Source organism: Microcoleus sp. BM001215392, assembly GCF_036700185.1.
Lineage (GTDB): Bacteria > Cyanobacteriota > Cyanobacteriia > Cyanobacteriales > Microcoleaceae > Microcoleus.
Genome location: NZ_JAUBOJ010000044.1, coordinates 20,120 through 29,051 on the forward strand (window position 1 = coordinate 20,120; position 8,932 = coordinate 29,051).

The following is an 8,932-nucleotide window of genomic DNA, read 5'->3' on the forward strand; positions in this document are numbered from 1 at the left end:
GCTATTTTATGCAGCGCCCTACAAAATTGGTATCAGTTTATCACCAGCAGATTGGGGAAGATCGATCGAAACTGATAGGATTAAAATTATTCTAACAGAGATAAAACGTAGATGTAACGCAGATAATTTTCAGATATTAGAGGGACTCCTGCTAGCGATGCCGATCTATTTTAAGTTTAAGATTCTCGGCACGGACTAAATGAGACCCGGTGAAAGACAGACACACCAAATTGTTCTAAGGCTAATTTATGCTTAGCTGTACCATATCCTTTGTTGTTTGTCAAGTCATATTCTGGATACTTGATTGCCATCCGCAGGATTAATTCATCGCGCCAAACTTTGGCGACAATGCTAGCAGCGGCAATCTGAATCGATCGCGAATCACCCTTAATCATCGTCTCTTGGTCGATCGACAAATTGGGTATCTTTTGATTGCCGTCAACTAAACACAAATCAGGCTGAACATTTAATTTTAAAATCGCCCGCTTCATTGCCAATAAAGAAGCCTGCAAAATGTTCAGGCGATCGATCTCCCGTACCGAAGCAGCACCAATTTGACAGTCAACAGCCACAGCCCGGATTTTGACGGCTAACCGACTCCGGGCTGTGGCACTCAACTGTTTGCTGTCGCGCACACCGCAACTTACTAATTCATCGAGAACCTCGTCGGGCAAAATGCAGGCAGCGGCTACAACTGGCCCGAACAAAGCTCCTCTTCCTACTTCATCGACACCTGCAATTATCGGAGCCAAATTGGGAGAGGGGGAGAGGGACACAGAAAAAGAGGGGGAGATTGGGAGATGGAAAGATGGGAAGAGAGTAAAAATTTCTACTTCTTGCTTCTTGCTTCTTGCTTCTTGCTTCTTGCTTCTTGCTTCTTGTTTCTTTCCTCTTCCTTCTTCCTTCATAAATCACTCATCCAAAACGGCTGAGGAGCGGCGGCGGCGGCGGCGGTTGATAGCAGGCTCATCGGGTTCGCTGGGCAGGCTTGATTCCTGGTGGTCGAGCGATTCCTGGTGGTCGATCGATTCCTGGTGGTCGAGCGATTCCTGGTGGTCGAGCAATTCCTGCTGTTCGAGCGATTCCTGGTGGTCGAGCAATTCCTGCTGTTCGAGTGATTCCTGCTGTTGGCGGGAGAAGCCCATGAGATCGCTGGTTTGATCTAGGCGAGCAAAATCATCAGTTTCGTCGATCGAACTCTCGCCGTAAATTTGGGCCTCATCATCATCATCATCATCATCATCCTCCTCCTCAGAAAATGCAGGCTCAACTACCGACATTTCTGGATAATAATCCGGTTCCTCAACATCCTCTGCTGGAGTCGGCGGTTCAAATTCAAATTCGAGCTGCTCAAAAGGCTGCTTGTTCGGGGCGGCTCCCGGGAGTGTCACCGAAACGATCGCATTCTTAGGATTTTTCAGGCTGCGATCCGTCAGCACCAAAGGAGAGACCCCCATGAGAGCATAAACATCCTGCTCCTCAGGCGTCATTTCCACCGAAATCACCTCCGGAGGCTCCACCATCGGCTTCATCAACTCAGATTTAGCTGGGCGCACGCGATCGAAATCCTCGCGCCTGGCAACAGTCGCCATATTCACCACCAGTCCGAAGCCCTCTGAAGCAGGCCGGATGCCGGGGGGTGCGAGATACTCAGAGCGCGTCTCGGCGACGGGGGCGCTGTTGGTATTCGGCAGTCGCAGCTTGCTGCGCACCGGTTCCTCTTCTGCTGCTACGACAAAAGCTTCTTCGCCAATCCGGCGGCGGCGGCGCCGTCTGGTTCCGTTGCCCAAATCCTGATAGCTGGGATGGTTGAGTAAGTCTAAAGCCGAGGCGTTGCCGCCGGTCTCAAAATCCAAACTTTCGGAGCTCGGTTCCCAAGCAGCCCGAGCAGGTTCGGGGGAACGTTCTTCTCTGACTGGAGCAGGGGTTGCAGTAGATACAGGCGCCAAGCTGCGACGTTCCAATCCTTCTGGCAAGTTCAACATCACCCGGTTGGAGGTAGCAACAGTACGATCGGCCGATTCTCGCACTGCTGGGGCCATGTCATCTTCGCCGGGGAGTTGCACCAGATGGCCCAATCCGCTGCAAGTAGGACAAGTGTGCCCGAATAACTCGTAAATATTTTGACCTTGGCGTTTGCGGGTCAGTTCTACCAGTCCCAATTCCGAGAGTTGAGCGATTTGTGGCCGAGATTTGTCAGCTTTGAGAGCTTTATTGAAATGTTCCAGCACCTGCAACTGATCGCGGCGGGATTCCATGTCGATAAAGTCAACAATAATCACCCCGGCTATATTGCGCAACCGCAGTTGTCTGGCAATTTCGGTTGCTGCTTCGCAATTTGTCCAGAGTACAGTTTCGCGAGCCGTGGCCGATCGAGTAAACGAACCAGAGTTAACATCGATCACCGTCAGAGCTTCTGTCGGCTCGATAATCACATAACCGCCGGAAGGTAAATCTACCCGAGGTCTGAGAGCTTCTCGAATCGCAGCGTTAACGCGGAAAAACTCTAAAATCGAGGCGCGTTCTCGGTGGTGGTCGATCAAAACTCCCGCAGGAAGTTTACCGCCGTTCCAGCTCATCAACTGCTGCTTGACTCGCTTGATGCCATTTTGCGAGTCCACCACAATCCGATTCACGTCACCGCTGAACATATCCCGCAGCACCCGCTGAATAAAATCATCGTCGCGGTTGAGTAGTGCCGGCGCCCGCGTGGAACCGCCTTCGAGTTGCACGGCTTCCCACTGCTTTTGCAGCACTTCCAAATCTTCGACGATCGCTTCTTCGGTCATGCCTTCAGCTTCGGTGCGCACCAGCAGCCCCATCCCGGCCGGTTTCACCAAAATAGCCAGGGCTCTAAGGCGGTTGCGCTCGGCCTCCGACTTAATGCGGCGGGATAGATTGACTCCTCTGCCGTAGGGCATCAGTACCAAATAGCGACCGGGCAGAGTGATATTACCTGTCAGCCGCGGGCCTTTGCTGCCCGTCGGTTCTTTCATCACCTGTACCAGCACTTTTTGCTGGGGGGTCAGGAGTTCTGTAATTGCTCCTGCCGATCGTTTGAGCCGCAGCGGGCCAAGGTCTGTGACGTGCATGAACCCGTTGCGTTCTGGGTCGCCAATATTGACGAAGGCCGCATCTATCCCAGGGAGTACATTTTCGACAATTCCCAAGTAAATGTCGCTGACTTGGTGGCTGCCTGTGGCTACCACGAGTTCTTGGATTTGATCTTCTGAAAAAACGGCAGCAATGCGATGCTGCTCTGCTATAACTATCTGCTTTGTCATTCAATTTCCTCAAAAAACTGGCAGCAAGTTAGAGACACTTACGCACTCTGAGTGGCTCTGACTTTAACTGTAATTATTAGTAGTAGCTTGAAGAGTTATAAGCTGTGAGTTGGTGGACGGTGCAAGGAAATTTAACTGTTACAGATAAAGTAGTTAAACCCGCCCGATCGAGAGTTATGAGTTATGCTCGGCAGATAAATCTGAGAGATAGAAATAAGCAGGCTTTGATCGAGTTAGCAATATTAAGTTTTGAGTTGAGAGTTGCTTTCCTCAATACTCAAAATTTCACACTTGCAACTCTTCCTTTGAACTCAGCGCATAAATTCAGCGACAATCCCACCAATTTCTTAACACACAACTGAACACACAACTGAACACTACGAACTGATAACTCCGCTTGCGTGGTGGTTGAGGGCTGGTTTTGAGCGAATGTAGGTAGCAGTGAAATCTCCTAGATTTTTGTTGAATTCTTGCGCGATCGCATTCAACAGACTCTACTCTTGACATTCGACTGCCACCTAGGCCCCTGTCAACCCTAAAACCTTGTCAGTCGATTTGAGATTTTAAATTTGAGATTTTTCGACTTCCTTCGACTGCGCTGGCTGACAAGTCGCTCGGGGGACAAGTTTTAGACTTCGGCTAAGGGTGTCGAAGGATCTTAGATTTAATCCACAGATGCAATCTGGGAACTTGAACTTGAGTCTAAAATCTCAAATTTTTGGTTCTCATCGACTTAAGTCGGGGGCTTTTATCCGTTTTTTGACGGGTCAAAAACATCTATTGTTGAATACCCGCACAGGCTTGAACCATCAGATTTTTGAGTAACCCGACGATCGACAACCAGTCGATCGCTCGAAATTAATCGCTCAATTTGGTTTACAGCCTGCTCAGGCAGGTTTGGCGCTAGATTTAGCCTGCGAATGTACAAAAAGGCTTGAAGTCTTGAACAGAAGCAATTTGCACCCAGCCCGCGTTGCTGGTTGACTCTTAGCGACGAGCGACAAAAGCGCTCAAGCCACCGCGGCTTCCATAACAAGCAATTATAGCGTGAAACGATACATCCCGATCGGCAAGCCGTAGTGAAATATTCCATTACGGCTTCCCTATTTTAACAATAACCCAAGATTAGCTGACTGCGCTGAACTTGCAAAAGCTGAATTTCTTGCTGGCTGACTTGTTCGAGCATGAAAACCAGATGTTCTGGCTTGAGCAAGTTGCCGTCGTTACGGCAACTACCCGTATAGCGCAAGACTGCTGTGCCTTCTGAGCAGGCACTTTCGAGTTTCTGCTCTACAAGTTGGAGTTTGTGCAGTCGATCGCGCAAATTGACATCGTGAGTCTTGCCCGACTTAGTAGTGTGCACCCGCCAACAAGCCGAACTTTCGACGATCGCCTTCACCCAATCCTCCCAGTTAACACCATCGGCGACCCAGGCGCCTGTAGAATTTTCCGGGTTAGATTCGTCATTTTTTGTCGGCAACCCTGTTGCAGCCACAGTAATCACGTACTCCGCGGCTTCTAGCAACTGACTGGCAGAAGGAGCCTTGAGGTCGATCGGCTCTACCTTGTAAATCGGAATATTTTCCGGCAGAGCCGCCGCCAATTTTTCCCGAAACAGCTCAATCGCGATCGGCTCAGTCAGCTCAAAATCCGCAATTTCCCCGGTGCTGGTAACGCCCAGAGGCAGAGCATTTGCCACAGAAATCCGAGGGTTTGGGTGGAAGCCACCGGTAAACGAAATCGGTAAATCGGCCCTGCGGACAACTCGATCGAACAATCGCAGCAAATCCAAATGACCAACCAAAGCCATATCGCCCACCTTCCCGAACCAAACCCGAACACGCTGTTTCCGCTCAGTATTCGGCACAAACTCCCCAGCAAACTGAGGAATTGGCAGCGCATCCACCACCACATTGTGTCCGAAATCAGTGCCGCAAACCCCGCAGCGCGAACACCCTTCAAAGGAACAATCAGGAACCGTCGCAGCTTCCAAAGCATGAAGCAAGTCATTTTTCAGCCAGTTTTTATCTATCCCGGTGTCTAAGTGATCCCAAGGTAAAGGTCGATCGAGAGAGGGGGGAAGAGTCGGAGATTCCGAGATTCGGAGATTTGGGGATTCGGAGATCGTTGGGAAAATTTTCGTCGATTCCTGGGAATTGGGACTTTTATTCGTTAAATCCGCTACAGAATCCCTTGCCGAACTTTCTTCTTCCTTCTCAAACAGATTCCACTCGCCGCTTTCAACTTTGCGATATTTCCAGGTAAGTCCCGATTCATCGATCGCCCTTGTCCAAGCCTTGTAAGCTTTATCTAAGCTTTCCCACCACGCATCCATACCAGCGCCAAGTTCCCAAGCGCGGCGGACTACAGAGCCCAAACGCCGATCGCCCCGGCCGACAAAATCCTCCATTGCCGAAATCCGCACATCAGTGTAATTCACCTTAACGCCCCGCATCCCTCGAAATTCATTTTTCAAAAGTCTTTGCTTGCGGGAAAACTCGGCAGTAGAAACCGAATGCCACTGAAAAGGAGTGTGAGGCTTGGGGGTAAAATTGGAAATTGTCAAATTAAAATTGAGTTGGCGCCTGCCCGGAAGCCTGCATTCGGTGTGCAGCCAGCGGACTGTTTCGGCGATACCTCGAACATCAAAATCTGTTTCTCCAGGCAAACCGATCATAAAGTAGAGCTTGATGTTGTCCCAACCGCGATCCACCGCAGTTTTGACACCCCGCAGCAATTCTTCGTTTGTCAAACCTTTGTTAACAATGTCGCGCATCCGCTGCGTGCCGGCTTCCGGGGCAAAAGTCAAACCGCTTTGTCGCGTACCGCCGAGAATGTCGGCAATATTATCGTCAAATCTGTCAACCCGCTGGCTGGGTAAAGACAGAGAAATATTTTGATCTTTGAGGCGGTTTTTGATTTCCATTCCGACTGCTGGAAGTGCCAGATAGTCTGAACAACTCAGGGAAAGCAGGGAAAACTCGCTGTGCCCGGTGGCTTTCATCCCTTGTTCGATCGCCTCTACGACTTGCTGAGGTTCCACATCGCGCGCGGGGCGAGTCAGCATTCCCGGCTGACAGAAGCGGCAGCCGCGGGTGCATCCCCGGCGGATTTCGACTGTCAATCTGTCGTGTACTGTCTCGACGTAGGGTACTAAGCCGATCGAATAAGCTGGTATGGGAGTCGCGACTCGGCGCAGAATTCGATCGGGAACTTGCGGGCGGTTGGGATGAACAGAACCATCGGCCGCCATATCGTAGAATTGCGGGACATAGACGCCGGGAATTTGCGCTAAATCCAACAACAAAGCTTCTCGGCTCAAATTATTAGTTTTACCTTCGGCCAAAATTAAGCTAATTTCTGGCAGCAATTCTTCTCCATCTCCCAAAGCGATGAAGTCAAAAAAGTCAGCGTAGGGTTCGGGATTGGATGTGGCTGTTTGTCCGCCAGCAAAAATCAGCGGCATTTGACCGCTGTGGTCATTGGTCGCTCTTTCTTTCCAAGTTAGGGGAATGCCGGCTAAATCCAGCATTTCCAAAATGTTTGTTGCTCCCAGTTCGTAGCTGAGGCTGAATCCCAGAATATCAAATTCTGCCAGCGATCGCCTAGATTCTACGGCAAACAGGGGAGTTTTGGTCGATCGCAGTTTTGCTGCTAAGTCTGCTGCGGGCAAATAAGCTCGATCGCACAACTGTCTCGGTAAGGCATTCAAAATGTTGTAAAGGATGATGTGCCCCAGATTGGAAGCACCAACTTCATAAACTTCTGGGTAAGTGAGCACCCAGCGCACAGAAGCTGCATCCCAAGGTTTGCGCGCAGCACCCAACTCGTTTCCTAGATAACGAGCAGGCTGGTTGATTTCTGCTGTAAGTAATTCTTCGACTTTTACTGCCACGGCTCGACTCGCTCTCATACTTGCGACTAGACAGCAGCCTACCTTAAAATCTGCCAACTCGCTAATAGCAGCCCGCCGATTTGAGATTTAAGATTCAAGAATTGACTTCGGGCCCCGTGAGTCCGGGAGCCCCAACAGAGGCGTTACCCGCTCGCTCCTTGCCGAAATCTCTAAAATTTTCGGAGAATCCACGACGCTTGTCGGCGCCCCGCAGCCTTTTCTGGCGCGTCCTCTGTCTTTTTGACTGTCCAACTGAATTTGCTGTATTTTGTTACCACAAAAACTGGTTTAAAGCCTCTGGCTTTGGCGTAGAAATTAAAATCAAACGATTGATTACTCCAATCCTCGGATTTCCAAGTAGAAGTGACTCTCAACTGTCAACCCTTCCGCTACGCCCGGGGGGCGAGCCCTCAACTGTCAACTGAATGAACTGCGTTCACAGATTAGCAACCTCTACCACTGTTGGGTAGCCCGAGTTTGCTAATTCATAGCTTTCGACGTTTTCAAATATCTCAAAAACTCGATCGAGTTGGCTGAGTTCCAGAATCATCCTAATGCCGGCAGAAACTGAGCAAATACTAAACCTGCGCCCGATTTTTTTCGCCTGCTTGAGGCCGGAAATTAAAGCCATCAAACCCGCACTGTCAATAAATGTTACTCCGCCAACATCCACCAGTACCCCTACCACCTCGGCCCCCGAAATTGCTGTGGTTAGTTGCTGTGCGAATTCTCCGGCTGTGGCTGCATTCAGGTGGTCTAGGGGTCGAATCACCGTAATTGGTTTTTGGGAAAGAAGTGTCTGCATATATCAAACCTATGGTTCCTGTGAATTTTCAACTACTGTGCTAGAAGGCTGTCAGCTTAAACCTACTTCATACGTCCGAGCCTAACTTGCCCAGAAGGAAACTAACCAGTTATTTTCAGTAGTTTTACTGAATCTTTATTTATTTACTGTTTTTTATAAAAGTTTCCGCAAGATTTTGCAAAGAAACGTAAGCTAATATACTATTCATTATTTAAATTATTAGGTTTAGCCTTGGCAATTGTAAAAATTCCGCTCTCCCTTGCCGTAGCTGTTAGGTTAAACCCAACAATGTAATTGAAATCACTTGTTCGTTCTGATTTAGATCACCTGCGCCCTTGAGTGTTAAGATGAAAATTAGAATGTACGGATTTCTCCGATCTACCATGCAAGCAACTTATGCTATTCGCCAACTTGTAGAAAAAGCCCTCTACATTAAGCAGTTGACGCCTGATATTGAAAACGAAATCAACTACGAACTCACCCGTTTGGGGTATATCTCGGATATTGATTATGAGGCTTTAGAGTTATTAATGGATGAAATGGATGCTGGACGGGTGCAATTAGTATCTAGCCGCAGGTAGTTGCAACCGCAGGACGATCGCACACCGAAAAAAATCCTGTCAGCACCCGAAATACGCGCCTTCGAGAATAATTCACAGCCCTAGGCTGTTGTTTAGATGTCGCATATATTGCTCAACTCGATATCTGAGGCTCTGTTTTTTCACCTCAGGAGCAAAAAATACCAACTTTGCCCAAAATTAAATATCTAACTTTTAGGGGTTGACAAATCAGCTCCGACTGTGATTAAGGTTAATAATTGGTGTTACCGGGGTAAGAGAGCAACCTGGTTGGGAACGACCAAAATTAGATTAGCTCGATCGTTCAAAATACAAGTCAATCGATTTTAGATTTTAGATTTTAGATTTTAGATTGAAGCATTGACCCCAC

5 protein-coding genes are annotated in these 8,932 nt (G+C 48.9%); 1 reads left to right on the forward strand and 4 read right to left on the reverse strand.

Going from position 1 to position 8,932, the window contains the following annotated elements; genetic code table 11:
* Positions 1-176 precede the first annotated feature (176 nt).
* The 4 genes from QT974_RS07755 to QT974_RS07770 form a co-directional block, all read right to left on the reverse strand.
* The gene (locus tag QT974_RS07755; RefSeq protein WP_333467938.1) at positions 177-908 is read right to left on the reverse strand and encodes a ribonuclease HII; all 732 of its coding nucleotides are present in this window, start codon (positions 906-908) and stop codon (positions 177-179) included.
* Positions 909-911: 3 nt separating this feature from the next.
* Complete coding sequence (locus tag QT974_RS07760) at positions 912-3,284, reverse strand: Rne/Rng family ribonuclease (RefSeq protein ID WP_333467939.1); 2,373 nt, start codon at positions 3,282-3,284, stop codon at positions 912-914.
* Between the two features lie 1,108 nt (positions 3,285-4,392).
* Positions 4,393-7,179, reverse strand: a complete 2,787-nt coding sequence (locus QT974_RS07765; protein ID WP_333467940.1) for a TIGR03960 family B12-binding radical SAM protein — start codon at positions 7,177-7,179, stop codon at positions 4,393-4,395.
* Positions 7,180-7,615: 436 nt separating this feature from the next.
* Positions 7,616-7,984 carry an STAS domain-containing protein gene (locus QT974_RS07770; RefSeq protein ID WP_333467941.1) on the reverse strand — a complete coding sequence of 123 codons (369 nt, stop codon included), beginning with the start codon at positions 7,982-7,984 and terminating at the stop codon, positions 7,616-7,618.
* Positions 7,985-8,367: 383 nt separating this feature from the next.
* On the opposite strand from QT974_RS07770, the gene QT974_RS07775 reads away from it, so the two are divergent.
* On the forward strand, positions 8,368-8,565 hold the full coding sequence (locus tag QT974_RS07775) for a hypothetical protein (RefSeq protein WP_333363045.1): 198 nt from the start codon (positions 8,368-8,370) through the stop codon (positions 8,563-8,565).
* Positions 8,566-8,932 lie beyond the last annotated feature (367 nt).

Bases quoted from the DNA above. Each gene is read 5' to 3' on its own strand.
- QT974_RS07760 (WP_333467939.1), bottom strand. From the start codon at position 3,284: ATGACAAAGCAGATAGTTATAGCAGAGCAGCATCGCATTGCTGCCGTT.
- QT974_RS07755 (WP_333467938.1), bottom strand. From the start codon at position 908: ATGAAGGAAGAAGGAAGAGGAAAGAAACAAGAAGCAAGAAGCAAGAAG.
- QT974_RS07770 (WP_333467941.1), bottom strand. From the start codon at position 7,984: ATGCAGACACTTCTTTCCCAAAAACCAATTACGGTGATTCGACCCCTA.
- QT974_RS07775 (WP_333363045.1), top strand. From the start codon at position 8,368: ATGCAAGCAACTTATGCTATTCGCCAACTTGTAGAAAAAGCCCTCTAC.